This is a genomic window from Burkholderia sp. Bp9090, assembly GCF_003857985.1.
GTDB lineage: Bacteria > Pseudomonadota > Gammaproteobacteria > Burkholderiales > Burkholderiaceae > Burkholderia.
On sequence record NZ_QTPV01000036.1, the window covers coordinates 36,646 to 62,553 of the forward strand.

The 25,908-nt window shown below is 66.7% G+C and carries 21 protein-coding genes; 2 read left to right on the top strand and 19 right to left on the bottom strand.

Features of this window, described 5'->3' with window-relative positions; translation table 11 throughout:
• Nucleotides 1–91: 91 nt before the first annotated feature.
• On the bottom strand, nucleotides 92–832 hold the full coding sequence (locus DIE16_RS26670; RefSeq protein ID WP_124893717.1) for a GntR family transcriptional regulator: 741 nt from the start codon (nucleotides 830–832) through the stop codon (nucleotides 92–94).
• A gap of 158 nt (nucleotides 833–990) precedes the next feature.
• Between DIE16_RS26670 and DIE16_RS26675 the strand changes: the two genes are divergently transcribed.
• Complete coding sequence (locus tag DIE16_RS26675) at nucleotides 991–2,553, top strand: anion permease (protein WP_260427362.1); 1,563 nt, start codon at nucleotides 991–993, stop codon at nucleotides 2,551–2,553.
• 38 nt (nucleotides 2,554–2,591) lie between these two features.
• Nucleotides 2,592–5,000, top strand: coding sequence for a hypothetical protein (locus tag DIE16_RS26680; RefSeq protein WP_124893718.1), 2,409 nt, complete (start codon nucleotides 2,592–2,594; stop codon nucleotides 4,998–5,000).
• Between the two features lie 160 nt (nucleotides 5,001–5,160).
• On the opposite strand, the gene DIE16_RS26685 is transcribed toward DIE16_RS26680, so the two are convergent.
• The 18 genes from DIE16_RS26685 to DIE16_RS26770 all read right to left on the bottom strand — a co-directional run bounded on the left by DIE16_RS26685 (nucleotide 5,161) and on the right by DIE16_RS26770 (nucleotide 25,861).
• A complete protein-coding gene (locus DIE16_RS26685) occupies nucleotides 5,161–6,159 on the bottom strand; it encodes a transketolase family protein (RefSeq protein ID WP_124893719.1) in 999 nt (332 codons plus the stop codon).
• Nucleotides 6,156–7,001, bottom strand: coding sequence for a transketolase (locus DIE16_RS26690; protein WP_124646504.1), 846 nt, complete (start codon nucleotides 6,999–7,001; stop codon nucleotides 6,156–6,158). The genes DIE16_RS26685 and DIE16_RS26690 overlap by 4 nt, the downstream gene beginning before the upstream one ends.
• 50 nt (nucleotides 7,002–7,051) lie before the next feature.
• Nucleotides 7,052–8,377 carry an MFS transporter gene (locus DIE16_RS26695; protein ID WP_124522759.1) on the bottom strand — a complete coding sequence of 442 codons (1,326 nt, stop codon included), beginning with the start codon at nucleotides 8,375–8,377 and terminating at the stop codon, nucleotides 7,052–7,054.
• Between the two features lie 74 nt (nucleotides 8,378–8,451).
• Nucleotides 8,452–9,201 (bottom strand): SDR family NAD(P)-dependent oxidoreductase, encoded by a 750-nt coding sequence (locus DIE16_RS26700; RefSeq protein WP_124488566.1) that lies wholly within the window; start codon nucleotides 9,199–9,201, stop codon nucleotides 8,452–8,454.
• Nucleotides 9,202–9,363: 162 nt separating this feature from the next.
• The gene (locus DIE16_RS26705; protein ID WP_044845498.1) at nucleotides 9,364–10,263 is read right to left on the bottom strand and encodes a LysR substrate-binding domain-containing protein; all 900 of its coding nucleotides are present in this window, start codon (nucleotides 10,261–10,263) and stop codon (nucleotides 9,364–9,366) included.
• A gap of 265 nt (nucleotides 10,264–10,528) precedes the next feature.
• Nucleotides 10,529–11,149 carry a hypothetical protein gene (locus DIE16_RS26710; RefSeq protein WP_124646511.1) on the bottom strand — a complete coding sequence of 207 codons (621 nt, stop codon included), beginning with the start codon at nucleotides 11,147–11,149 and terminating at the stop codon, nucleotides 10,529–10,531.
• Nucleotides 11,150–11,212: 63 nt separating this feature from the next.
• On the bottom strand, nucleotides 11,213–12,262 hold the full coding sequence (locus DIE16_RS26715) for a patatin-like phospholipase family protein (protein WP_124893720.1): 1,050 nt from the start codon (nucleotides 12,260–12,262) through the stop codon (nucleotides 11,213–11,215).
• A gap of 93 nt (nucleotides 12,263–12,355) precedes the next feature.
• Nucleotides 12,356–15,859 (bottom strand): adenylate/guanylate cyclase domain-containing protein, encoded by a 3,504-nt coding sequence (locus tag DIE16_RS26720; RefSeq protein ID WP_124523415.1) that lies wholly within the window; start codon nucleotides 15,857–15,859, stop codon nucleotides 12,356–12,358.
• 230 nt (nucleotides 15,860–16,089) lie between these two features.
• On the bottom strand, nucleotides 16,090–16,845 hold the full coding sequence (hutC, locus tag DIE16_RS26725) for a histidine utilization repressor (protein ID WP_124489578.1): 756 nt from the start codon (nucleotides 16,843–16,845) through the stop codon (nucleotides 16,090–16,092).
• 49 nt (nucleotides 16,846–16,894) lie between these two features.
• The gene (gene hutH, locus DIE16_RS26730) at nucleotides 16,895–18,388 is read right to left on the bottom strand and encodes a histidine ammonia-lyase (protein WP_124522749.1); all 1,494 of its coding nucleotides are present in this window, start codon (nucleotides 18,386–18,388) and stop codon (nucleotides 16,895–16,897) included.
• A gap of 7 nt (nucleotides 18,389–18,395) precedes the next feature.
• Nucleotides 18,396–19,187 carry an ABC transporter ATP-binding protein gene (locus DIE16_RS26735; protein ID WP_124489576.1) on the bottom strand — a complete coding sequence of 264 codons (792 nt, stop codon included), beginning with the start codon at nucleotides 19,185–19,187 and terminating at the stop codon, nucleotides 18,396–18,398.
• Nucleotides 19,188–19,215: 28 nt separating this feature from the next.
• Nucleotides 19,216–19,962: an ABC transporter permease gene (locus tag DIE16_RS26740; RefSeq protein WP_124523418.1), complete on the bottom strand. Its 747-nt coding sequence runs from the start codon at nucleotides 19,960–19,962 to the stop codon at nucleotides 19,216–19,218.
• A 12-nt stretch (nucleotides 19,963–19,974) separates the two neighbouring features.
• Nucleotides 19,975–20,697 (bottom strand): ABC transporter permease, encoded by a 723-nt coding sequence (locus DIE16_RS26745; protein ID WP_044845491.1) that lies wholly within the window; start codon nucleotides 20,695–20,697, stop codon nucleotides 19,975–19,977.
• 85 nt (nucleotides 20,698–20,782) lie between these two features.
• Nucleotides 20,783–21,643 (bottom strand): transporter substrate-binding domain-containing protein, encoded by an 861-nt coding sequence (locus DIE16_RS26750; protein ID WP_044845555.1) that lies wholly within the window; start codon nucleotides 21,641–21,643, stop codon nucleotides 20,783–20,785.
• A 509-nt stretch (nucleotides 21,644–22,152) separates the two neighbouring features.
• Nucleotides 22,153–22,671: an AidA/PixA family protein gene (locus DIE16_RS26755; protein WP_124489573.1), complete on the bottom strand. Its 519-nt coding sequence runs from the start codon at nucleotides 22,669–22,671 to the stop codon at nucleotides 22,153–22,155.
• 64 nt (nucleotides 22,672–22,735) lie between these two features.
• A complete protein-coding gene (locus DIE16_RS26760) occupies nucleotides 22,736–23,239 on the bottom strand; it encodes an inclusion body family protein (RefSeq protein WP_124489572.1) in 504 nt (167 codons plus the stop codon).
• Between the two features lie 690 nt (nucleotides 23,240–23,929).
• The gene (locus DIE16_RS26765) at nucleotides 23,930–24,841 is read right to left on the bottom strand and encodes an ABC transporter ATP-binding protein (protein ID WP_124893721.1); all 912 of its coding nucleotides are present in this window, start codon (nucleotides 24,839–24,841) and stop codon (nucleotides 23,930–23,932) included.
• Between the two features lie 45 nt (nucleotides 24,842–24,886).
• Nucleotides 24,887–25,861 (bottom strand): ABC transporter permease, encoded by a 975-nt coding sequence (locus tag DIE16_RS26770; protein WP_044848741.1) that lies wholly within the window; start codon nucleotides 25,859–25,861, stop codon nucleotides 24,887–24,889.
• Nucleotides 25,862–25,908: the final 47 nt, after the last annotated feature.

Sequence of the window (25,908 nt, forward strand, 5' to 3'; positions counted from 1 at the left end):
AAGGTAATTTATAAAAGCCGTATGGGCACCTTGTCCGGTTCGGTCGACTGCGCGCCGGAGCGGCGTCGCAAGCCGTGACCGACGGCACGCGTCAACCGACGAACCGTGCCTCGACACCGCTTCGGACCACCAGATCGAAGCGCTCGGGCCGAATGTGAAACACCGTGGATTCGCACGTGCGGCCGTCCGCGAGGCGCGACGTGCGCCGCAGCACGAGCAGCGGCGCGTGTTTGTCGGCGTTGAGCCGGGCCGCGATATCGTCCGGCGCGGCCATGGCCGTCACCGACATGTCGGCATCCGTAATGCGCCAGCCGAGCAGGCTCTCCAGCACCTCGTAGGTCGACATGCGCTCGACCTGCTCGAACGTGACGGCGCCGGCGTCGGGCAGCAGGCAGGTCTGCGCGAGCGCGACGGGTTCGTCGTCGACCCAGTGCAGGCGTTCGAGATAGATGCAGCGCGTGACGTCGGCGGCAAATGCGTGCCGCAAGCCCGGCGGCACGTCACACGCTTCCATGCGCAGCAATTCCATGCGCGCCCGCGCGCCCTGCGCGGCGATCGAATCGTGCAGCCCGCGCAGCACATCGAGTCGATGCCGCAGCCGCTGCTTGGCGGCGAACGTCCCTTTGCCCTGCTTGCGCTCGACGATGCGCGCATCGCTCAGCCGATCGAGTGCGAGCCTGACGGTCACGCGGCTCACCTGAAAACGCTCGCTCAACTGCGCCTCGGACGGCAGCTTGCCGGTCGGCTCGTACACACCGCGCTCGATCTCGTCGCGCAGCGTCGTCGCAAGCTGCTCGTAAAGCGATGTCGTGTCGTCACGCACCAGCGTCATCGATCCTTCCTCGTCGTGCTGGGTTCGCGCTATGCGCGTTTCCCGATATCGATATGAAAAGCAATTGGAATGCTCAACTTGTATTAATACGTATTATTACATCTCGACAGACGGTCGGGGCCGCGATTCGGGGTCCCGATGCCCCGGGGAGCATACCAGTGACTGAAAACGCAATCGGCACGCCGCCGCTCGATGGCGTGCAGGGCAGCCGGCCGACACGGGCCGAAGCGGCCACGGCGCCACGCACCGATCCGCACGCGGCGGGACGATCGCGCGGCGCGCAGCGGCGTGCCGCGATCGGTTTTGCCGCCGCGTGGCTGGCATTCTTCGCGATCGCCTGGTGGTTGCCCGCGCCCGCGCATCTTTCCGCCGAGGGCCGGGCGACGCTCGCGGTCGTCGCGTGGGTCGCGATCGTCTGGATCACCGAGGCGATTCCCGTCGGCGTGAGCGGCATCCTGCTGCCGATGCTGCTCGTGCTGTCGCATGCGAGCCCGTCGTTTCCGAAGGCGGCCAGCGGCTTCGCCGCGCCCGTCGTGTTCCTGTGCCTCGCCGCGTTCCTGTTCTCCGCGATCATGCAGGCGAGCGGGCTCGACCGGCGCATCGCCCTGCTGCTGCTCGATCGCCTGAAGGTGCGCACGGCCAACGGCGTGATCTGGGCGATGTTCGCCGTGAACTGCGTGATGGCGCTCGTCGTGCCGGCCGCGAACGCGCGTGCCGCCACGCTGCTGCCGGTCACCAACGGCATCGTCCGGCTGTTCGGCGAATCGCCGCGCGAACGCGCCGCGCGCAAGGCGATCGTGATCCAGACGCTCGTGTACGGCGCGATGATCAGCGGCATGTGCATCCTCACCGCGCATCTGCCGAACATGGTCGTGTCCGGCCTGCTCGAGAAGCAGCTCGGCATCCGGATCTCCTACCTGACGTGGCTGAAGCTGCAGTGGCCGTATCTCGGGATGTTCGCGATCACGCAGGGCTGGGTGCAGTTCCATTTCCGCTCGCGCGCCGTCGCGCTTCCCGGCGGCCCCGGCGCGATCGCGGCGATGCGCCGTACGCAACCGCCCGCCGCCCGCAACGACTGGGCCGTGCTCGCGCTGTTCGCGGCCGTCGCCGTGCTGTGGGCGACCGAGCCGCTCCATCACCTGCCGTCGGAAATCGTCGCGCTGATCGCGCTGGCGCTGTTGTTCGCACCCGGCGTGCTGCGCTTCGGCTGGGCCGAGGTCGAGCAGCGGACGATCTGGGGCACGCTGTTCCTGCTGGCCGGTGCGCTGTCGCTGTCGTCGGCGATCAGTGCGTCCGGGCTCGCGAACTGGGCCGCCGATCACATCTACGTCGCCGCGCGCGGGCACGGCTGGTGGCTCGCGATCGCGATCGTGATGCTCGGCACGCACGTGATCCGCATCGGCATGCTGTCCAACGTCGCGGCCGTCACGATGATCGCGCCGATCGCGCTCGCGCTGGCGCCGCGCCTCGGGCTGCATCCGGTCGCGTTCACGATGCTCGTCAGCGATACCGACAGCTTCGCCTATCTGCTGCCCACGCAGATCACCGCCGGCGTCATCGCGTACAGCAGCGGCGCGTTCTCGACGGCCGACTACGCGAAGGTCGGCGCGGTATCGGTGCTGATCGCGATCGTCTATGGCCTCTGCGTGATCGCGCCGTGGTACGCGTACATGGGCATCCCCGTCTGGGACGCGAGCGCGCCCTGGCCGTTCGCGCATTGAAGCGCGCCGCTTTCCAACGACATCATTTTGCATCCCTCATGAACGAATCCACGGACGTCCCCGATTCCGTCGCAGCCCGCGCCGCCGCGCTGCGCGACCGCCTGGGCCCGCACGTCGCACCCGCGGGCCTGTACGAACGCCACAAGCGCCTGCCGTTCGCCGGGCGCGTGCATTGCAACGTCACGCGCCTCGAAGCCGGCGAGTGGAGCGAGATCGTGCTCGACTACGAGGTCGGCTCGTCCGGCATCGCCGACGGCGGCTGGCTGAAGGCCACCTTCAAGTTCTATTCCGACTGGGCGCTGTTCCAGACGAGCGACCCGGCCGCGGCGAACTACATCAGCGCCGAATACCATGCGGCGCCGCTCGTGCCGGGGCAGAGCCCGGCCACCGTGCAGGCGCTGAACGTGCGCTTCGACCAGAAGGGGCACGAGCGGCCGTTCCAGAAGGCGGTGATCGTCGACGTCGTCGACGGCTACGTGAACGCCGGCGACCGGATCGTGATCCGTCTCGGCGATCGCCGTCGCGGCCCCGGCACGCGCGTGCAGACCTTCGCCGAGGACAACTTCCGGTTCCGGCTCTACGTCGATCCGTTGGGCACGTCGCGTTTCGTCGCGGTGCCCGGCGACGTCTCGATCGACATCCGCGCCGGCGCGCCGTCCGACGTACTGCTGAACGGCCCGCGCTTCGTGCGGCCGGGCACCCGCGCGCCATTCCGGCTGTCGCTGCAGGATCGCTGGGGCAATGCGTGCCGCGACGTCGGCGGCACCGCGCGCGTCGTTGCATATGACGCGCAAGGCGAAGCCGTCTACCGGCGCGAACATGCGCTGCCCGAGGCGGGATTCGCGAGTTGCGCGGTCGACGACCTGCCGGTCGACGCCGGCACGCTGCGCATCGTGGCCGACGTGCCCGCGCGGCCGGACGTGCGTGCGGCCGAAGCGTGGCTGACGCTCGACGCGTCGTTGCCGGTATCGCGCGCACTGTATGCGGATCTCCATGTGCATGCGCACGACACGGTCGGCACCAACAGCCCCGAGTACAACGCACGCTACGCACGCGACATCGGCGGCATCGACGTGCTCGGCTATACCGCGAACGATTTCCAGATCACCGACGAGAACTGGCAGCTCGGCGTCGACGCGGTCGAACGCTTCAACGAGCCGGGCCGCTTCGTCGTGTATCCGGTGCAGGAATGGTGCGGCAGCTCGACCGCGGGCGGCGACCATAACGTGGTGTTCCTCGGCGATGCGCGGCCGGATTTTCCGTACAACGCGCGCGGCGAACACAACCGTACGCTGGTCTGGAACGAGGACATGAAAGGTCATGCGGTCGAGCTCGGCCGCTGGCCCGTCGAGGAACTGTGGGATGCGTATGCCGACGCTGCCGCGCAGCATCTGGTGATGCCGCACGTGGGCGGCCGCCGCTACATTCCCGACTGGCACCATCCCGAGCTCGAACGGCTGGTCGAGATCGCGTCGTCGTGGGGGCACTTCGGCTGGCTGTACCAGGACGTGATCGCACGCGGCTACCGGCTCGGCGTCGCGGCCAGCGGCGACGAACATCGCGGCCGGCCGGGTGGCGGCGCGCCCGGCGTGCAGGTGTTCGGTGTGCACGGCGGGCTGACGGGTGTGCTCGCCGACGTGCTCGATCGCAAGCACGTCGGCGAGGCGCTGCGCGCGCGCCGCACATGGGCGACCACCGGCGAGCACAGTGCGCTGCTCGTGCGTTGCGGCGATCACTGGCAAGGCGATGCGTTCGCGCATCGCGGGCCGGCGCGGCTCGACTACCGGCTGCTCGGCCAGTCCGGATGGGAATACGTGGCCGCGTACGATCACGAAGGACGGGTGTGGGAACGCAACCTGCATGCGGAACTCGGCTACGCGGATCGCCTGATCCGCGTGCGCTGGGGCGGCGCCCGCATCCGGGACCGCTATCGCTGGGCCGCGTGGCGCGGCCGGATCCGCGTCGTCAACGGCACGATCCACCGCTTCGGCTCGAACGGCTTCGAGCATGTCGAGGAGTCGGCATGGCGTACCGGCGCGACCGACGTCGAGTTCCGCAGCGACACCTATGGTGATGCGGACAGCATCGAGCTCGACATCGGCAATCTTGCCGACGCGACGATCGTGGTCGAAGGCACGATCGACAGCTTCGCGAAGGTCGGCGATCCGCTGCAGCGCAATCCGTTCGTGCACGCGCCCGCGTTCCGCTTCGAGATCAGCGGCGCGGACCTGCTCGCGCAAGGAACGGCCACGCATGCGCTCGGCGGCACCGAGTTATTCGTCGCGGTCGAACGGTTGACGGACCAACTGCTGCCCGTCGATCTCGCGGGCAGCATCGAAGTCGCGGCGGAAAATGCGTCGTTCGGATTCCGCCCCGTCTATTTCTTCGGGCGGCAGCGCAACGACAGCAAGGTGTGGTCGTCTGCCCAGTTCATCACGTTCGAGTGACGCGCATGCGCGATCCGGGCGCCGTGCCGGCGGCGTTGCCGACGGGTCGGCCCCCGGCCGCGCATGGCCGGGCGGCAGGTACGCTACCCTGAAGCCGGCCCGCCCGGCTTGCGGAGGGAATGCCTCCCCCCGCCGAGCGGGCCGCGGTGCTTTGAAACGATCAACCGAGCCACGTCCTGATATTGGTCCGCATCGCGCCGGCGGAGATCCCGTAACGGTCGTGCAGCGTCGGCAACGCGCCGGCAGCGAGGTACGCATCGGGCAGCGCGATCTGCCGGAACGGCGCCGCGACGCCAGCCGCAAGCAAGGCAGTCGCCACCGCTTCGCCGAGTCCGCCGATCACCGTATGGTTCTCGGCGACGATCACCATGCGCCCCTTGCGCGACGCCTCCCGAACGATGGTCGCCGTATCGAGCGGCTTGATCGTCGGGACGTGCAGCACGGCTGCATCGATGCGGTCGGCTTCAAGCGCCTTCGCGACCTCGAGCGAACGCATCGTCATGATCCCGGACGAGATCAGCAGTACGTCGTTGCCGTCGCGCAGCAGCTTCGCCTTGCCGAGTTCGAAACGGTAATCGTATTCGTCGAGCACGGCCGGCACGTTGCCGCGCAGCAGGCGCGCGTATACCGGTCCCTTGTGCGCGGCAATCGCCGGCACCATCTGCTCGATGTCCAGCGCGTCGCACGGATCGATCACGGTCATGTTCGGCATCGCGCGCATCAGCGCCAGATCCTCGGCCGCCTGATGGCTCGGCCCGTAACCGGTCGTGAGGCCCGGCAATGCACACACCAGCTTCACGTCGAGATTGTCCTCGGCGATCGCCTGATGGATGAAGTCGTACGCGCGGCGCGTCGCGAATACCGCATAGGTCGTGACGAACGGCTGCGCGCCTTCGTGCGCGAAGCCGGCGGCGGCGCCCATCAGCAGTTGCTCGGCCATGCCCATCTGGTAGTAACGCTCGGGAAATTCCTTCGCGAAAATGTGCAGGTCGGTGTACTTGCCAAGATCGGCCGTCATGCCGATCACGTTGCCGTTCGTGCGCGCGAGCTTCGCGAGCGCATGGCCGAACGGCGCGGCGCGGGTCGCCTGCCCCTCGGCCGCGATGGACGCGATCATCGCGGAAGTCTTCAGGCGCGGCTTGTTGTCGACGGTGCTCATGCGTGTCTCCCTGCTTCGAGTGCGTCGAGCGCGAGCTTCCACTCGTGCGCATCGACGCGGATGAAATGGCTCTTCTCGCGTGCTTCGAGGAACGGCACGCCGCACCCCATCTTCGTGTCGCAGACGATGATCCGCGGCTGCGGCCTGTCATGTCGGCGCGCGTTGTCGAACGCGCGCTTTACCGCGTCGATATCGTTGCCGTCGACTCGCTGCGTATACCAGCCGAATGCTTCGAGCTTGTCGACCAGAGGCTCGAACGCCATGACTTGCGTCGACGGGCCATCGGCCTGCTGGTTGTTCACGTCGACGATCGCGATCAGGTTGTCGAGCTTCCAGTGCGCGGCCGACATCAGCCCTTCCCAGATCGCGCCTTCGTCGAGCTCGCCATCCGAAAAGAGCGTATAGACGAACGCGTCCGAGCCGTTGCGCTTGAGCCCGAGACAACGGCCGACCGCGATCGTCAGGCCCTGGCCGAGCGAACCGCCGGACATCTCCATGCCGGGCGTGTAGCTCGCCATCCCCGACATCGGCAAACGGCTGTCGTCGCTGCCGTAGGTTTCGAGCTCCTCGGCCGGCAGGATGCCGGCTTCGAACAGCGCCGCGTACAGCGCGATCGCATAGTGGCCGTTCGACAGCAGGAAGCGGTCGCGCCCTTCCCACTCGGGATCGTCGGGGCGATAGCGCATCGCGCCGAAATACGCGACGGCCAGCACGTCGGCGATGTCGAGCGCCTGGCCGACATAACCCTGCCCCTGGACTTCGCCCATCAGCACGGCGTTTCTGCGGATGCGGTACGCGCGCTCGGCGAGCGTGACCGCTTCATGAATGGTTTCGGTATCCATCGTTGGCTCCAGTATTGGATCGGAAAGCATGCAGGTCGAATCGGCGGTGATCAGCGATTGACGGAGCGCGGCACGAGGAACACCAGCAGCGCGCCGAACGTAATCGCGACGGAGATGAAGAGGAGTCCGGCGGTGGACTTGCCGGTCAGGTCGTTCAGCCAGCCGACGATCGCCGGCGAGAAGAAGCCCGCGAGGTTCGCAAAGCAGTTGACCGCGGCGATGCCCGCCGCCGCCGACATCCCGCCGAGCAGCGCCGTGGGCAGCGACCAGAATTGCGACGACGACGCGAGAATGCCGGCGGACGCAATGCTCAGGCACACGATCGACGCGCCGACACTGCCGAGCATCGGCAACGTCGCGAAGCCCGCCGCCGCGATCAGCATCGGCACCGCGAGATGGAAGCGGCGCTCGCGGCGGCGATCCGCGCTCATGCCGATCAGCGGCAGCGCGACGATCGCGCACGCATACGGAATCGCGGTGAACAGGCCGACCCACAGCGGATCAGCGACGCCGGCCTTGCGAATGATCGTGGGCAGCCAGAACGTGAGCCCGTACTGCCCGAGCACGACGCAGAAGTAGATCGCGGCCATCAACCACAGGCGGCGGTCGGCGACGAACGCCCGAATCGACAGGTGGGCGGTCGTGTGCTCGGCGTCGGCCGACACGTTGCGCGCCAGCAAGGCTTTTTCGGCATCGGTCAGCCATTTCGCGCCGGCAATGCCGTCATCGAGATACAGCAGGATCGCGAAGCCCAGCACGAACGAAGGCAACGCTTCGAGCAGGAACAACCACTTCCAGCCCGCCATCGACATCGCGCCGTGCAGCGAATGCATGATCGCGCCCGACAGCGGGCCGCCGATGATCCCCGCCAGCGGAATCGCCATGAAGAACAACGACAGTGCCTTGGCACGACGCGCCGACGGGAACCAGTAGGTGAGGTACAGGATCACGCCCGGCGCGAAGCCCGCTTCGGCGACGCCGAGCAGGAACCGCAGCACGTAGAACGCGGCGGGCGACTTCACGAACACGAAGCTCGCGGAAATCACGGCCCACGTCAGCATGATGCGCGCGAGCCAGCGGCGCGCGCCGACGCGATGCAGGATCAGGTTGCTCGGTACTTCGAACAGAAAGTAGCCGAGAAAGAAAATGCCTGCGCCCATCCCGTACACGGTCTCGCTGAAACGCAGGTCGTTGAGCATCTGCAGTTTCGCGAAGCCGACGTTGACGCGGTCGAGATACGCACCGAGATAGCACAACATCAGGAACGGGATCAGCCGTCGCGCGACCTTCGCATAGGTCGCCGCTTCGAACGTCTGCGCGTCGTCCCGTTGCAGCAGCTCGCCCTGAACCGGCGAGGCGGGGTACTTTGCTCTCATCTTTGTCTCCTGCCATGGCCCCGGGTTGTCCCGGGTGCATGATGGTCGGCGCCGCGCGTGTCGCGGCGCCGTTCTCAGTGAATCAGCATCCCGCCGTTGACGTCCAGCGTGATGCCCGTCAGGTAGCTCGACAGGTCGCTCAGCAGGAACAGGCACGCATTGGCGACATCGGCGGCATCGCCGAGGCGGCCGAGCGGAATGCCCTTGACGATCTCCTCGCGCATGTCGGGCGTCAGCTTGTCGCCGGTGATGTCGGTCTGGATCAGGCCCGGCGTGATCGAATTGATGCGGATACGGTCGGCGCCGAACTCGCGCGCCATCGCCTTCGCGAGGCCGAGCACGCCGGCCTTCGCGGCGCTGTAGTGCGGGCCGCCGAAGATGCCGCCGCCGCGCTGCGCGGACACCGACGACATGCACACGATGCTGCCGCCGCGCTGCTCCTTCATCGCCGGCAGCACCGCCTGCGACATGTACAGCGTGCCGCGCAGGTTCACGTCGACGATCGCATCGAAGTCGCGCCCGGAAATGTCCAGCGTGCGCACCGGCTGCGTGATGCCGGCGTTGTTCACGAGGCCGTCGATACGGCCATAACGCGCCAGCGTCGCGCGAGCCGCGGCCACGCACGCGTCGCGATCGGTCACGTCGCAGGCCAGGCCGAGGTGGTCGGGCCCGAGCTCGGCGGCGGCCGCTTCGGCGTCCTCGCGACGCAGGTCGAGAATCGCCACGCGCGCGCCCTGGGCGGCCAGCGTGCGGGCCGTGGCCTTGCCGATACCGCGCGGTGATGCCGCGCCGGTCACGATGATGGTCCTGTTGTCGAGCAACATCGTTCGTCTCCTGTGTTGATGTGTGTGCAGAGTGTCGGCTCGCCGGACACCCGCATCAACGCGGAAACGCTCAGGCATGGTTGAGAAAATTTCAGATGACGCCGCGCGGGCCGTCACGGCGTGCTGCAACGCAATATTGCACGCGGCCCGGACGCGCGACGCTCAGTTCGCGCGGCGCTGCGCCGCGACTTCCCGCTCGATCCACGCAAGGAAGCGTTTCACGCGAGGCAGTTCCGCGTTCTGCCGCGGGTAAACGAGATGATGCGCACCGACTTCCACCGCATGCGTCTCGTCGAACACGGGCACCAGCGCGCCTTCGCGAATCTTCACCGACGCGAGCATCAGGCTTTCGAGCGCGATGCCGAGGCCGAGCGCGGCGGTTTCGAGCGACATGTACGACCGGTCGAATGAAAAGTCGAAGGTCTTGCGGGCCGCGAGCGATACGCCGGCCCGGCCGAACCACTGTTTCCACTGCACGAGCGGCGTTTCGGAATAGATCAGCCGATGCGCGAGGAGGTCTTCCGGCGCGTTCACCGGATGCCGTTCGAGGTACTGCGGCGACGCGAGCGGCGCGATGAACTCGCCGCGCATCGTCTTCACCTCGAGGTTGTCCCAGTTGCCGTAGCCGTGGCGGACGTCGATATCGTAGAAGCCGTTCGAGAACGATACGTTTTCGTAAGAACACGCCAGGTTCAGCTGGATATCGCCGTTCGCTTCCTGAAACGACGACAGCCGCGGCAACAGCCACATCAGCCCGAAGCTCGGGCTCGAATGCACGCGCAGGATATCGACCTCGGCGCGGCTCGACGCGCGCTCGGTGGCGCGGCTCAGGTCGGCCAGCGAGCCGGTGACGTCCGCCAGATAGCGCTCGCCGGTCGGCGTGAGGACGAGCCCGCGCCCTGATCGCTGGAACAGCGGCTGGCCGATCTGCGATTCGAGGTTGCTGAGCTGGTGACTCACGGCGGACGCGGTCAGGCCCAGTTCTTCCGCGGCACGATTGACGCTTTTGGTCCGGGCGACACTTTCGAACGCGATGATTGCCTTGAGCGGCGGGATGCGCATGTTGGTATCCGTTGGAATGAGCAGATCGGCTGGCAAAGCGATATCGAAACGACACCTGGAACATTGTCCGGGCCAGGCCACTGCAATACGTTACATGCCAATTCTAGAGTGCCCGAGGGCCGCCGTTCGCCGCAACGTGGTCCCGACCGGCGGGCGCGCACCGGTTCCCTTGGCGCGCGACGCACGCGCGGCGGCCCTGTCGGGTCAGGTTGCCCTGGCGCCCGGGCACCGCTTCGATCGATCATCGCGTCGGCGCAACGGTTCGTCATTCCGATGCAGGAACCGGCAACCCCAGCCGCCAGCTCAGGTTCCTGCGCGCCTGCCTCTCGCAGCGCGCGTAGAAGAATTCCGTCAGATAGATGCGCGGACGCACGAGCAGCCCGCGCAGAATGGTCCGCTCATGAAAATCGTAGGCCCGGTCGTCGAGATCGGGACGCTCTGCCCGCAAACGCCGGCCGTCTTCGCGAAACCGGCTGCGGGAAGCGCCGAGCGCGGCCAGGTCGATGTCGCACGTGAAGCGGGTATCCGGTTGCGCGGCAATGCCCGCGTGGGTCGTCGCGAGGATCATCGCGCAGACGGGGTCGCACGCGCGGATTCGCCCCCCGGCCTGGTGCCGGAACCAGTCCGCGCTACGCTGCTCGTTGTCCTTCGCGCCGGGCACGAAGATCACGTCATGGAACCAGAGCGCGAGTTCGACGGCGTCCGGCGCGGGAATCGCGTCGCGCGCCAGGTCGAGATGACGCAGGCATCGCCGGACATGCACGAGCGTATGGTAATGGCGCACCGGCTCCGCGTAGCATTGCGCGAGCCTGCGATAGACCTCCTCGGCATGGGTCCCGCCGCTGCACGACCACAACGCGACGAACCGCGCCTGCATCCGGTTCACGTTCGCTCCTTGGACCGGGGCGTCCGTGCGGAATCGCCCCATGCCGACATGACTGCGATGCGCTCAGAGAAATTCCCTGCGGATGTCGATGCTCGAGCGCTGCCCGATGTTTCCGTAGTGATGCGCGAGCCACACATCCGCCTCGCGTCGCCCGTGGTCATGCAGTTCGCTCAGGAATCCCCAATCCGCGTTGTACTTGCTCGATACGCTCAGCGCGGACAGCGCATCGTCGGCGCGAATGGAATGAATCAGCATTTCCTTCATCTCGCCGCGTTGTATCGTGCCTTGCTGGATCAAGTCGGTGACGAACGCGATCGCCCGCATCTCGCGCATCAGCGACGAATTGAAACTGATCTCGCTGATCCGGTTGAGGATTTCCGCGGCGGTGATCGGCACGCCGCGACGCACGAGCGGATTGATGTGCACGATCACGACGTCGCGCGTCGCGCAGTTGTAGATGAGCGGATAGATGGCCGGATTGCCCATGTACCCGCCATCCCAGTAGTACTCGCCGTCGATCGAGACCGCCTGGAACAGGGTCGGCACGCATGCCGATGCCAGCACCGCGTCGGCACTGAGGTCCGCTCCGGTGAACAGGCGGATCTTCCCCGTCTCGACGTTGGTCGCGCACACGTACAGCCGGATCGGACAGTGCTTGCGCAGCGCGTCGAAATCGACCTGGCTTTCGAGCACCTCGCGCAGCGGATTCAGGTTGTTCGGATTGAACTGATAGGGTGAAAAGACCCGCAGCATCATGTCGGCGAACGCATACAGCGGCGAATGATCGAGCCCGAAGCTGTGCGTGCCCTTCAGCCAGGGCATCCAGCGCAGCGGGTTGTAGCGCTCCGCCGATTGCGCGACCGCGTGCCAGAAGTCGTGGAGTGCCTGACGCGCGCCGTCTTCGCCGCCCTTGTGCAGCCCGTATGCGAGTACCGCGGCGTTCATCGCGCCGGCGCTGGTTGCACTGACGCCTTCGATGTCGAGCCGGCCGTCTTCGAGCATGCGGTCGAGCACGCCCCAGGTGAAGGCGCCGTGCATTCCGCCGCCCTGCAACGCGAGCGCGATCGGTTTGCGCGGGCCATCGTTGCCGCGTCTTGCGTGCGTGGTTGCCATGCCCGTCTCCTCGGCGCTCCGCGCAGGCGGAGCAGCGGCAGGTCATCGAGCGCACGTCGTCACGCGATCCGTCGCCGTGCGCCGTTGTTCCATTCATCCTGCGCGCGCGTCCAATGCATCCAGCAGCGCTTTCGCGTCGCGCAGGTCGCTCGTATCGAAACCTTCCGTGAAGCAGGCGAGCACCTCGGACAGCGCTCGCCTCGCCTCCACGGTTTTCCCCTGCCGCTGCAACAGCCGCGCAAGGTCCGACGCCGCCCGCAATTCCAGCGCTCGGGCACCCTGGCGGCGCGCGCGCTCGATCGCCCGGTGAAAGCAGCCGGCGATCTTGTCGTCGCGCGCCGCGACCGCCCCTTCGTCGCTCGCCGCGACGGCCCCCTCTTCGCTCGCCGCGACGGCCCCCTGCTCGCTCGCCCCGCCGGCCAGATAGACGCCCGTGAGCCGGTACAGCTCGGCCTCGAAGCAGTGCTCACCGGTTTGCTCGACGAGCGTCGTCGCCTCTTCCAGCAGGTCCAGCGCTGCCCGCCGGTCGCCCGCGCGCCAGTAACTGTCGGCGAGCAGCGCGAGGGAATAGGGCCGCTGGTCTTCGCCGCCGGCGGCCCGCTGCGCATCGAGGCCCAGCCGCATCTGCGCGATGCCGTCCCGGATGTTGCCTTGCGCGCTCATCGCCCAGCCCCGCAGGAGCGTCCCCCATGCGAGCCAGTACGGCAAGCCGTGCTCGGTCGATACGGCAATGACCGCTTCCGCGCGCTCGGCGGCAAGCGTCGGCTCGCGCCGCAGCTGATGCAGGTGTGCCGTGTAGGTCAGGCTGAACGCCAGGGACGGCCCATAGGAAAGGTGCCGTGCGAGCGCCAGTGCTTCGACGCTGCGCCTGAGCGCCTGGTCGGGATACCCCTGGATCCACAGGGTCAACACCAGGAAACTGAGCGCCCGGATGCCCGGATCGACCCCGTGCGCGAACACGTGGGCCTGATGCTGCTCCGGATCGTAGATCGCGATCGCCTGTTCCAGGTGGGTGCGGGCGGCCGTGAAATCGCCCTGCAGGAAGAAGCACGAACCCAGCGCGCTATGGGCCTCGATGAGAAAGCCGGGGTCGTTCGCATCGCGGGCCGTACCGAGCATCTGCCGGCCCAGGCCGGTCGCGAGCGCATACTCGCCGCGCACCACGTGGTGCATCCGCAATCCCAGCTGCGTCGCGAAGCGTTGCGATACCTCGCCCGTGCGCTCGCACAACTCGAGCGCGCGCGTATAGGTGGCGCCCACCTCCGTCGCGCCATACCCGCGCACATCCATCAGGACCGGCCCGAGGGACAGCAGCAGCGTCAGCTCCCAATGCGCGCGCATCGGTGTGTCCGGCAAGCCCTTCAGCAACGCAAGCGCCGCGCCGAGGTGATTCATCGCATCGTGATGGGCCGCATGGCGCAGCGCCTGCTGGGCCGCACGATGCAGGTATTCGACCGCCTTCGGAATGTTGCCGCTCTGACCGTAGTGATGCGCGAGTTCGCTGCAGTAATCGGCGATGCGCGTCGGGAACAGCACCTCGATCGCCTGCGCGGTGCGCTCGTGCAGCGCGGTGCGCCGCTCCGTGAGCAACGAGCGCCCGGCCACTTCCTGGGTCAGTGCGTGCTTGAACGAATAATTGACCTCGGGAAAGGCGGGCCGCTCGTAGATGAACTCCGCGGCTTCCAGATGCGCGAGCAGGCGACGCAGTTCGTCGTCTCGCGCCGCCACCTCGCCGCAGATGCGCCGGATCAGGCTGAACGGAAACTCGTGGCCGATCACGGCAAGCGCCTGCAGCAGTTCCTTTTCCTCGACGGGAAGCCGATCGATACGGGCAGCCAGCACGCCCTGCACGGTGGTCGGGATATGCAGCGTCGCCGGCGTCTCCACGATGCGATAGCGCCCGGCCTCGCCGAGCAGCGACTTCTCTTCGACGAGCGTCTGGACCACTTCCTCCATGAAGAACGGATTGCCCTCCGTCTTCTCCAGAATGAGCTGCTTCAGCGGCACGAGCGTGCGATCCTCGCCGAGCAGCGCCGTGAGCAGCCCCTGCGCATCGGACGGGCCGAGCGGCTCGAGCCGGATCCTGCTGCAATGAACCGCGCCGGCCCACGCCGGCCGATACTCGGGCCGGTAGTTCACCAACAGCAGGATGCGTGCGTCCGGCACATGGTCGATCAGATAACTCAGGAATGCTTCCGTTTCACGATCCAGCCATTGCAGATCCTCGAACAGCAAATGAACCGGCTGATTCTGGCTCTCGCGCACGAGCAGCTGCCTGATCGCGTCGAAGGTGCGCTCGCGCCGGATCTGCGGGTCCATCTCGACCAGCACCGAGCCGCCCTCGCCGATGCCGAGCAGATAGAGAACGTACGGCACGAGGTCCTCGAAACCGCGCTCCAGCGCGAGCGCCTTGCCGATCACCTTTTCCCGGCAGCGCCGCTCGTCGTCCTGCGGCGTGATCTGGAAATAGTTCTTCAGGAGTTCGATCAGCGGCAAATTGGAAAACGCCTTGCCGTGCGATACCGAAAACGTCTCCAGCACCAGCGCGCCGCGCCGTGAACGCTCCTTGAACTCGTGGAACAGGCGAGACTTGCCGACGCCGGCCTCGCCCACCACGCCGACCACGCGCCCGTGCCCGGCCCGCATGGTCTCCAGGGCCCGGTTCAGGTGTTCCAGTTCCGTTTCGCGCCCGACGAACCGCGCGAGACCACGGTGCGCCGCCAGCTGCAGGCGCGTGCGCAACGCACCCAGCCCCAGCACTTCGTAGACGCATAGCGGCGCGGGAATGCCCTTGAGTTGCGTGGCCCCGAGCGCCTTGAACTCGAAATAGCCTTCGGCCAGCTTGTGGGTGGATTCGCTGACGAGAATCGACGTGGGCGCGGCGATGCCCTCGATCCGCGACGCGATGTGGATCGTATGCCCGAGCGGGTCGTATTCGGTGTGCAAGTCGTCGGTGCGGATCGAACGGACGACGACCTCGCCCGTATGCACGCCGACGCGAATCTGCAGAGGAATGCCTTCCTGCAGCCGAATCCGGTCGCCGTGCTGGCGCATCGCCTGCTGCATGCGCAATGCGGCGAAGAGCGCGCGCTGCGCGTGGTCCTCGTGGGCGATCGGTGCGCCGAACAGCGCGAGGATACCGTCGCCGAGCGATTTGGCGACGTACCCTTCGTAGTAGTGGACCGCCTCCATCATCAGCTCGACCACCGGCACGATCAGGCGATGCGCCACTTCGGGATCGAGATCGTGGATCAGCGCGGTCGACCCGGCCATGTCGGCAAACAGCGCGGTAACGGTCTTGCGCTCGCCGGCGGGCTCGCCGCGCGCTTCCATCGCCGCGTGTTCGGCACGGATGCGCTCGGCCAGATGATCGGGCGTGTAGTGAATCGGGGTGGGCGACGGCGCTTGAGCCGACGGTCGGGACGATGGCGGCATGGCGGCAGGTGTCGCCAGCGGCGCACCGCAATGGCTGCAGAAGCGGGCTGCCGGCGCTGCGTCATGCCCGCACTGCGGGCAGGTGCGGGACAGCACGGCGCCACATTCCTGGCAGAACCCCGCACCGGGAGGATTCTCCGATCCGCAAATTGTGCAGCGCATAAAACCCTCTTCCAGCCAAGGGTCGACCTCGAAACATTATGCGCCACTCTCTGCCGGTATTCAGGTCGGTGAATGCGCGTACGCATGCCGACGGGCGAAGGAACGAACGGTTCGATGGGCGCTCTTCGCGATTGTCACGCGCCGGGTCGAGTCAGCGGCCGCATTATTCGCCGACGCGCAGGACATCCATGTCGATTGCCTCGGCTCGATCCGCGCCGCTCGCCGCGTCCCTACATTTTCCCCGCCAGGTGAAACCGCGACGCCGGATGCCACAGCCTGACCGACGTCGCGACGTGCTCGCCGACCCAGGTGCGGCGCTTCAACACCAGGCACGGCTCGCCGATTTCCATCACGAGATGCCGGCGCACCTGCGCATTGGGCTTCTCCGCATAGATCCGGAACTCGGCGCGCTGGATCGGCGCGAGCCGCACCATGTAGTGGTTCGGCGTCTCGATCGTGAAATCCTGCTCCAGGTAGTCGGGAAACAACGCCGGATTGACGTAGCGATCCTCGAACTGGATCGGCTCGTCTTCCTCGAAATGCACGATGCGCGAATGAAACACCGGCCCCGAGCGAAGCCCGAGCGCATCGATCGCGTCCGGGTCGACGCTGCGCTCGATCAGCACGACGCGCGCGCTGTGCCGATGCCCCCGTTCCGCAATCTCGTCCGCGATGTTGCGGATCTCCAGGACCGTCGATTCGTAATGCCGGCGCTCGACGAACGTGCCGGCACCCTGGATGCGGGTCAGCACGCGTTCGTTCGTCAGTTCGCGCAGCGCGCGCGACACCGTCATCCGGGCCACGCCGAATTCCTTGACCAGCTCGGCCTCGGTCGGGATCGCGCCGCCGGGTTTCCAGTCGCCCTTCGCGATCCGCTCGACGACGTAGCGCTTGATCTGTTGATAGGCCGGCAGTGCGCGCGCCGGCACGGCCTCGCCCGATGCCCTCGCCGGTCGTGCGGAAAGTTGTCGCTCCGTCTCGTTCATGCACCCTCGACCGAATGAATAATGATGATCCGCCCGTCGTCGCCGGTCGTCACTGCAACGGCGGCGGCGCCCCCCCGACGATGCCGGCCGCGATCGCGATGTCGTCCGCGAGCGGCCGGTCGTCGCGATACGCCGGTACGCGTTCGCGCACGTGCCGCCACAGCGCGTCGGTCGACGCGGCCCGCCCGGTTTCGTTCGCTTGCAAGTCGTATGCCTGCGCGGCGGCGAGCAGCTCGATCGCGAGCACGCGCGTCGCGTTCTCGATGATGTCGAGCGCCTTCAGCGCGGCCGGCGTCGCATGACACAAGTGATCTTCCTGCAGCCCCGACGTAATGCCGCCGTCGAGGCTCGCCGGCGCCGCGAGCCGCTGATTCTGCGCGACCAGCGCGACCGCCGTGTACTGCGCGATCATGAAGCCCGAACACGTGCCGCCCGGCGCCGCGAGAAACGCCGGCAGGCCGCTCACGAGCGGATTGACGAGACGGTCCAGCCGCCGCTCGGCGATGGCCGCCACCTGCGCCATCGCGGCCGCGAGGCTGTCCATCGCCAGCGCGATGCCCGCGCCGACCGCATGCGCCTGCGAATGAACGGCCGGCGCATCGCGCGTACCGGCGACGATCGGATTGTCGGTGACGGACGCGAGCTCGCGATCGACGACGTCCGCCGTGACCGCGAACACGTCGCGCGCCGCGCCGTGCACGTGCGGAATCGTGCGCAGGCTCAACGGATCCTGCGTATGCCGCCCGCTCGCCGCGGCGAGCATCGGGCTGTCGGCCAGCATCGTCCGCAAGCGCGCGCCGACGTGCCCGATGCCGGGCGAGATCCGCAACGCGAGCGAGGCCGGGTCGAACGCGGCGAGCTGCCCGCCGAGATTCTCGAAGCTCGCCGCCGCGATCCAGTCGGCCCAATCGAGCAGCCGTTCCGCCCGGGCCAGCGCGAGCGCGGCGAGCCCCGTGACGCACGGCGTGCCGTTGACCAGGCTCAACCCTTCCTTCGCACCGAGCACGAGCGGTTCGCGGCCGATGCGGCGCAGCGCCTCGGCGCCGCCGATGCGTTCGCCGCGATGGCGCGCATGGCCGTGTCCGATGCAGACGAGCGCGACGTGCGCCATGTGGGTCAGATAGCCGACCGAGCCGTGCGCCGGCACCTCCGGCAGGCAATCGTGCTCGAGCAGCGCGACGAGCTGGTCGACGACGTCGGCATGGACGCCCGAATGCCCGTGCGCGAAATTGTTGATCGCGGCCGCGATGATCGCGCGCGTTTCGGCCGCGCCGAGCGGCATGCCGACGCCGACCGCGTGACTCATCAGGATGTTGCGCGACAGCGTGCTCTGCTGTGCCGGCGACACGATCACGTCGCACAGCGCGCCCACGCCGGTATTGACGCCGTAAGCGCGAATCCCGCGCGCGACGATCTCGTCGACGAGTTCGCGCGCGGCAACGACGCGCGCGCGTGCCTCGTCGGCCAGCGCCAGCGGCTCGCCGGCCGCCACCGCAGCAACCTGTCGCCAGTCGAGCGGCCGGGCCGCACGGAATACGGTCATGGCAGCCTCAGTTGGTGGTGCGGTCGTGGTGGCTCGACACGAATTGCCGGAAGCGCTCCGAGCACTGGCCGCCGAACAGCGCGTCGGGCGGCCCGTCCGAGTCGACCTCGCCCTGATGCAGGAACAGCACGCGATTCGACACGTGCCGCGCGAAGCCCATTTCATGCGTGACGACCAGCATCGTGCGCCCCTCTTCCGCCAGCGAGCGCATCACGCGCAGCACTTCGCCGACCAGCTCCGGATCGAGCGCCGACGTCGGTTCGTCGAACAGCATCACTTTCGGATGCATCGCGAGCGCGCGGGCGATCGCGACGCGCTGCTGCTGGCCGCCCGACAGGTGCGCCGGATAGTAGCCGCGCTTGTCGGCGAGACCGACGCGCGCCAGCAGCGCCTCGGCCTCCTCGACCGCTTCGGCGCGGCTGCGCTTTTGCACGCGCAGCGGCCCCTCGACGAGGTTGTCGAGCACCGTCATGTGGGACCACAGGTTGAAGTTCTGAAAGACCATGCCGAGCTGGGAGCGGATCCGGTCGACCTGGCGCCGGTCGCTCGGATGCAGCTTGCCGTCGCGCGCGCGCTTCATCGCGAGCGTTTCCCCGGCGAGCGCGACGGAGCCGTCGTCGGGTGTCTCGAGCAGGTTCAGGCAGCGCAGGAACGTGCTCTTGCCCGAGCCGCTCGCGCCGAGGATCGAGATGACGTCGCCCTCATGCGCGTCGAGCGAAATGCCCTTCAGCACATGATGGTCGCCGAACGACTTGTGGATGTTCTTGACCGACAGCGCAACGGGAGCAGCGGTGTTCATCGGATTCTCCTGGAAAGGACGGGGACGCTCAGGGCGCGACGCGTTGAGGATTGCGCGTCGCCGCGGCGGGCGCACCGGTGGGCTTCGGCGCACGCAGGTGCCCGGAAAGCCGCCATTCGAGCGCGCCGAGCAGGCGCACGACGATGAAGTTCAGGCCCAGATAGATCACGGCGGCGCAGACGAACACCTCGGTCGTCCGATAGGTTTGCTGGATGATCTGCTGCGCGACGCCCGTCACTTCCCATACCGTGACGAGGCTCGCCAGCGCGGTCGACTTGACGAGCAGCACCGCTTCGGTCGAATACGCGGGCAGACACTGGCGCAACGCGATCGGGCCGATCACGCGCCGCAGCAGCGCGAAGCCCGACAGGCCGATCGAATAGCCGGCCTCGATCTGCCCGACCGGCACGGCCATCAGCCCGCCGCGCAGGATCTCGGCCGTGTAGCCCGCCGTGCACAGCGCGAGCGACAGCACCGCGCAGACGTACGGCTCGCGCAGCAGCGGCCACATGAAGCTTTCGCGGATCACGCCGAACTGGCCGAGCCCGTAATACACGAGGAACATCTGGATCAGCAGCGGCGAGCCGCGAAACACGAGGATATAGGCCCGCGCGAAGCGGTTCGGCAGCCAGCGCGGCGACACGCGCATCGTGACGATCACGAGCGACAGCAGGCCGCCGAGCACGAGCGAGGCGAAGAACAGGCCGAGCGTGGTCGGTACGGCCGCGAGCAGCTGGCGCAGCGTATCGAAGAGAAAAGCGAAATCGAAGGACATGCACGTTCTCCGTCAGTTGCGCGCGAAATTGCGGCGGAACGACCGGCCGACGATCGCTTCCGCGCGGTTGAACACGCGGTTCGACACGCCCGTCATCAGCAGATACAACGCCCCGCCCGCGACGAAGAACACGAAGTACTGGTGGGTCGAGTTGGCGGCGATCTGGCTCGTGCGCAACAGCTCGGCGAGCCCGGTGACCGAGATCAGTGCCGAGTCCTTGAGGCTCAGCTGCCACACGTTGCCGATCCCGGGTAGCGCGAAGCGCAGCACCTGCGGAACCAGGATGCGCCGCAGCACCATGCTGCGCGGCATGCCGATCGCGCGCGCGGCTTCGAGCTCGCCCTTCGACACCGCGAGCACCGCCGCGCGATACACCTCCGCCTGGTAGGCGCCCGAGATCATGCCGACCGCAAGCGCGCCGATCACGAACGGCGGCACGCCGATGAAGCCTTCCGCGCCGAACCACTGGCCGACGGCCGTGACGAGCGTCGAGCCGCCGAAGTAGAACAGATAGATGACGAGCAGTTCGGGCACGCCGCGAAATACCGTCGTGTACAGGTCGCCGAGCAGGCGGGCGCTGCGGTAGCGCGACAGCTTCGCCGCCGCGATCGCCGCGCCGATCACCGCGCCGACCGCGAGCGCGGCGAGCGTCAGCGCGACCGTCATCAGTGCGGCGAGCAGCAGCACACCGCCCCAGCCTTCGGTTCCGAAGCCGAGCATTTCGAGAATCGCCATGCGTGCCTCCCGGCAAGCGTTGAGTGAATCGGCAGGATGCCTGCCGCCGCGCGTCGTTCGGGTCGCTCGCGCGGCGGCGGCGTGCTTACGGCGTGACGTCGGTCTTGAACCACTTGTCGGCCAGCTTCTTCACCGTGCCGTCCGCGAGTGCCGCGCCGATCGCCGTATCGAACTTCGTCTTCAGGTCGGCATCCTGCTTGCGGAACGCGAGCCCTTCGCCCGGCCCCCAGATCGGCCCGCCGAGCTTCGGCCCCGCGAGCACGATCGACGCGGTGTCCTTCTTCGTGTTGTTCGCCGCGTAGTACGTGACGTCGTCGAACGACGCATCGATGCGCCCGGCGACGAGGTCGAGGTCGCGTTCGGGCGAGGTCTTGTACACGCGAATCGACGCGATGTCCTTGAAGCTGTCGTTGATGAATTTCGTATAGACGGTGCCCGACTGGATGCCGATCGTCTTGCCCTTCAGCTGCTTGCGCAGCGCGTCGACGGTAGGCTTGTCCGCGTTCGCGTCACCCGTCAGCTTGACCATCGGCGCGCCGGGCGCGGCCTTCGGCAGGATCTTGGTGTCGGTGACGGCGAACGTCGCGGGCGTCGCCGCATACGGACGCGAGAACAGCAGGATCTTTTCGCGCTCCGGCGTGATGGAGATCGCATCCATCAGGATATCGAACTTGCCGGCCTGCAGGCCGGGAATCATCCCGTCCCAGTCCTGCGCGACCATGTTGCACTGCACCTTGATCCGCTCGCACACGTTGGCGAGCAGCTCCGGTTCGAAACCGCCCAGCTTGCCGCCCGGCAGCGTGAGGTTCCACGGTGCGTAGCCGCCTTCGAGCGCGACCGTCACCGTCTTCCATTCCTTCGCCTGCGCCGGCGCCGCGAGCGTTGCCGCCGCGGCCGCGATGACACCGATCGTCCTGATTGCCCACTTGATCCGCTTGCCGTTCACGAGATTTCTCCTTGCGTTGAGGTTCGTCATCCCTTCGGTGCTGCAGCAAGCCGCCTCAGGAATTTGTCTATACAAGCATGCAAGAAGAAAAACAGCGCGACAAGCAGCGATCAAAAAAAACCGGGGAAACGCGGGAAATCCCCTAATTTCGGGGCTCTGACGTGCCTCGTCGTGGGGAATTCAGGCACGCGTTTGGTGCATCTCGTACGATCCATTCGCAAGGATGACTAGACAAATTCCGGATTGGATCAGCGGGCGGCAATGCGGGGAACCCGGGCCGCGACGGACGCGGCGCGCTCGGGTGGTCACGCCTCGCAACGACGCTGGCTCGAACGGGAACGAAACTGATTCGGGCGGGCCGTGGGCCCATGAAACACGAGCGGCCCGTGAGCCAAACGGTTCGGCATCCTGCCTGAAATCGGCATTCGCGCAGAAGATCGCCCGAAGCCGGTATCGGACGCAAGGTCGACGTTGCCGTCGCGGTCCGGCGACGGCTTGCAATCGGGCTGCTACGAATCCGCGCGGCCGCCGGCGATCTCGATCGATGTCTCCCAGCGGAAGTAGCCGGACACCGCACCGCCACGGTCGAGCACGGCGAAATCGGCCGTGCACGTGGTGGCGCCCGCAGCCAGCACGTCGCTGCGCCAGTAATGGTCCGGCATCGGCCGGCACTGCGGATGGAGCAGGTCGTCGTCGGACGGCACCGGCGTCGCGGCGTCGCGCACCTGCGCTTCGATCGGCGCGACGATACCGGCGTCCCGCAAGGCGAACCGGATGAACAGGACGCTCACTTCGGCACGCAGCGCCAGCGCCGTTTCGCGCAGGCGGAGCTGGTCGCCCGGCGACAGGCCGGCAAAGAGCCGGCTGTCGTTGCGGCCGAGCGGCCCGGTGTCGCCGGGGCTCACCACATAGATGTGCCGGCCGTCGATCACGGTCGGCGCATCCGCGTTCCGGCTCGCATCGGGACAGGCCGACAGCAGCGTGACGGCATCGACGATCGCAAGCACGTCGCAACGAAGACCAGGCATGGCGCTTCCTCCGGAACGGGACAATGACGCGGGCGACCGTCGCATGGTCGCCCGCCTGCCGAGATCAGTTGTGGATCGAGATGAACGGGTCCCACTGATAGCAACCCAGCGACTGGCAATTGCGGTCGATGATCTGGAAGTAGAAGTGGTAGGTGACGCGGCCTTCCGACAGCGTTTCCGACGACCAGTAGTAGTTGTCCACCTTCTGGCAGGTCGGCGTCGACGGCGAGCTCGGGTTCGGAATCGGGATCGATGCGGTGGCCTTGCGCGGCGTCGGCGTCGAAATCAGGTCGCGGCCCTGGTTGGCGATGAAGCCGTAGAACACGACCTGCTTCTCGAAGCCCAGCGACAGGCTCGTTTCACGCCATCGGATCAGGTCGCCCACCTGGGCTTTCAGGTCGAGTTCGCCGCCCGCCTGCCCGGACACGACGTTGTCCTGGTTCGTGACCATGTAGACGTGCTTCCAGTCGATCAGCGTCGGGTTTTTCGGATCCCGGCTGGGATTCGGATATTTCTGGAGAATGGTTTCGGTATCGATCGAGACGAGCACATCGGTAACGCGTGACATAGAAGCTCCCGTTCAGGTAGATGGGTTGCCGGTGCGTGGACACCGTTCCATGCGACCTTCGATCACCGATCGGGTGATCGATTCGCACGAAACCTTGAAAACATCAATTTGTCCCGCGACTCGAATTTACATCGAGCGGTTAATCCAATGAACCTGTAAATGCTGACAGTTCTCGATTATTTTTTATAGGGACTTCAATTTGCGAAAACAATATTCCGGATTGAATCGATATTTCACACGATTTTCAATACTGCAAAATCGGTGCATCCGGGGCGAAGCCTTCGCCGGATACGCGGGAGCGCGGTTCAAATGCGGCAAGCACGCGTCAGGCGGGGCGCAGACCCAACAAGGAGTATTTCAGCGTTTCAATAATATTTTTATTAACGCCACCATTTTCCGGGACGAACGCGCGACCTTGATGCGCATATATGTGAATTGAATCTCGCATTTCACGCAAAAACAGAAACAAAAAGACTTGCGCGAATCGCGCCCAACTTCGCCATTACCGAACTACACGTGTAACGGCATTATTTCATCTCGCATTCCACCGCGAGAGATCAAGAAAAAATCCGCAGCAAAACGACTGACGACAAATGTTCGCACTCGTGCGTGGCCGGGATCCCGTCATGCAGTCGCACGGATCACGCCCGGTACGAGATCCCGGGCGCGCACGCGCGCCCGGCTCCCCCGCTACTCGACATTGTCCGCGACGTCCGTCATCCGGATCATGTGCGGCCTGACGCCTTCGTCGTCCGCGGCCACCGCTTCCTTCGGATGGATCAGCGCTTCGAGCCGCGCCTTCGTTGCAATGAACTCGGGCGTATTGACCTGCGCATAATCGCGCGGCCGCGGCACCGGCACCTCGATCAGCTCCTGCACGCCGCCCGGGTTCGCCTTCAGCACCAGAATCCGGTCCGCCAGGAAGATCGCCTCGTCGAGGTCGTGCGTGATGAACAGGATCGTCACGTCGATATTGCGCCAGATGTCGAGCAGGTGGGTCTGCATCCGCGCACGCGTCTGCGCGTCGAGCGCGCCGAACGGCTCGTCCATCAGCAGGATCCGCGGTCGGTTCGCGAGCGCGCGGGCAATCGCCACGCGCTGCTTCATCCCGCCCGACAACTGGTGCGGATACACGTCGGCGAAACGCGTCAGCCCGACGAGATCGAGCCACTGCAGCGCCTCGCGCTCGGCCTCGCCGCTGCTGCTGCCGTTCATGCGCAGGCCGAACATCACGTTCTTCTTCACGGTGAGCCACGGAAACAGCGTATAGCCCTGGAACACCATCCCGCGGTCGGCGCCCGGCCCCTGCACGGGCTTGCCGTCCAGCAGCACCTCGCCGCTCGTCTGCGCCTCGAGCCCGGCCAGGATGCGGATCAACGTCGACTTGCCGCAGCCGGACGGGCCGATCACGCACACGAACTCGCGCCGGTGCGTGCGGAAGCTGATGTCGTCGAGCGCGACGCACTCGCCCTGCGGCGTCGCGAAACGCTTGCCGACATGGCGCACGTCGAGAATCACGTCGCGGGTTTTCAGCCGCGCGAAGCGCTCGCGCACCGCGTCGGATTGAATCAGGTAATCGGGAACGGTCTGCGGATTCTGCATGATGCCCTCTGCGAAAATCGGTCGATGGATGCGCGTCGACGGGTGTCACGCCTTCAGCGTGCGATCCCACGGAAACAGCTTGCGGCCGAGCAGCCCGAGCACGATGTCGGTGCCGAGGCCGATGATCCCGATCATCAGGATCGCCGCGTATACGTTGTCGAAATGCTGGTAGCGGGCCTGCTGGCTGATGTACCACGTGATGCCCGAACTCGTGCCGACGAGTTCGGCGACGATCAGGTAGGTCCACGCCCAGCCGAGCAGGATCCGCTGGTCGCGATACAGGTCCGGCAGCACGCCCGGAATCACGACGTGCGTGAGCAGCTTCAGCTTCTTCGTGCCGAGCGTCATCGCGGCCTCGAACAACCCGTATTCGAGCTTGCGCGTCGTGTTCGCGATGATCAGCACCTGCTGGAACAGCGTGCCGATCACGATGATCGCGATCTTCGGCGCGTCGTAGATGCCGAGAATCGCGACCATCAGCGCGCCGAACGCCGGCGCCGGCAGGTAGCGGAAGAACTCGAGGAACGGCTCCTGCAGCCGCGCGAGCGCACTGAAGGTGCCGCAGACGATGCCGAGCGGCACGCCGATCGCGGACGAGATCACGAAGCCCCAGAAGATGATCCGGATGCTGTGCCACAGGCTCTCGTGCAGCCACACGCCGTCGCGCGATGCGGGCGGCGTCGTGAACGCCGTGTAGAACGCGCGCAGCACCTGGTGCGGCGCGGGCAGGTAGACCGGGTTCGCGCGCACGCCTTCGGGCACGGCCGCGTGCGTCGCACGCGCATGCGCGAGCTCGTCGTCGAACACGTCGCGGTCGATCTGCATGCCGGCCTGGAAATAGTCGACGCTCCCGGGATTCGTGATGCGCATCTGCGGATGCCAGACGAACGGCACATAGCTGATCAGGCACCAGACGGCGCACGGCAGCAGGAACGACGCGAGGCCGAGCGTCCATTTGCCGCGCGTCGTCAGTTCGCGGCGCACGGCCAGCCAGCCGGTCGTGTTGCGGGTCATTGACATGGGAATCTCCGTATCGTTGCGGGTGCCGGTCGCGCGCCGCCCAAGGG